Here is a 1,230-nt window from a genome sequence, read left to right on the forward strand (position 1 = left end):
AAAGCGGGCCTGGACGAATACATCCGTTACTACAATCATGACCGAATCAAGGCGAAGCTCGGTGGGCTGAGTCCTGTGGATTACAGGGCTCAGTCTCGCGGCGTTTGGCAATAGACCGTCCAATTTTTTGGGGTCAGTTCACTTTGTAGGAGGCTTCTGAAATTTGCCGCTATGCTCCCCGGCCGCTTGTGCACACCTGACCTGACGACTATTTTCGCGCCTGTCGTTGCGATCAACGACCGGGTTTAGTCGCCCGAATACCGTCAGGCGTGTAGCGCCTCATAACCCCTGCAATGTCTGGAACAGAGGCATGCGTTGTTATGGTGGCTGTACGTTGGGGCACACTTGTGTGCGCCGGGTGCCTGACGTCCCGGTCGACTAACCCGCGTACAGCCGCCACCCATTCGTTTAGTCGCGAAGCGTGTCGGCTTAACCACGTCAGGAGCGTCAGCATGTTTCAATCCACGCCACATCCCCCCGAAACACCCGTCACCCAAGCCACCCCCTTCGGTGCCAACCTTGGCAACCAGAACCTGTTCAGCGTCCAGCCCGGAATCAGGGTCGAAGACGCCCTCACGCTCGTATCCGAATACCTCAACTGCGCCGCCGCCACCGCCTATGAGTCAGCCGACAACTGCTCGGCCGAATTCCGTCCCTTGGCCAGAGCCGTGGTCCACCAGATCGAAGCCGCCAAGGCGCTGGTAGAAGCGTCGATTGCAGGGCTGGGCGACGTCCTGCGAGAAAGACAGACCGCCTGACCCCCAACCTGTAGCCGTCCGGCTTGCCGGCGGCGGCGTCCTGCAAACCGCTGCCGCCGGCAAGCCGGACTGCTACCCTCGATCGGCTTCAGCCGACGGTGTCGGCATGGCTACCCCGATCCGCTTCAGCCGAAGGCGATGGCATGGCTACCCCGATCCGCTTCTGCCCGGAGGGCGTGGGAGTCCGGCTTGCCGACGATCTGGCGCGCAGCGGCAGCAAATCCTGTGCACGCGGTTCGCCTGACGCACCGCGCCGCATGATCCTACGACTGCTGCGCAGCCGATCGCCGACAAGTCAGGCTCCCACGCCCTTCGGGCAGAATCAAAAGCGCCGAGACATCCGACACTGAGCCGCCTCTGCCGAAGGCGATGGCATGGCTGCCACCGACCCGCTTCTGCCGAAGGCGATGGCATAGCTGCCACCGACCCGCCTCTGCCAAAGACGGTGGCATGGCTACCACCGATCCGCTTC

General features: G+C 62.4%; 2 protein-coding genes. Both read left to right on the plus strand.

The genetic code is table 11. The annotated features are described in order from the left end of the window. Positions 1-114 (plus strand): IS3 family transposase (locus ACI2KS_RS22320; RefSeq protein ID WP_404623349.1); only part of this gene is annotated, 114 nt, incomplete at its 5' end. Between the two features lie 338 nt (positions 115-452). Next, positions 453-758, plus strand: a complete 306-nt coding sequence (locus ACI2KS_RS22325; RefSeq protein WP_404623185.1) for a DUF6124 family protein — start codon at positions 453-455, stop codon at positions 756-758. Positions 759-1,230 lie beyond the last annotated feature (472 nt).

Origin of the sequence: Pseudomonas sp. NPDC087358 (assembly GCF_044900785.1) — a bacterium.
GTDB lineage: Bacteria > Pseudomonadota > Gammaproteobacteria > Pseudomonadales > Pseudomonadaceae > Aquipseudomonas.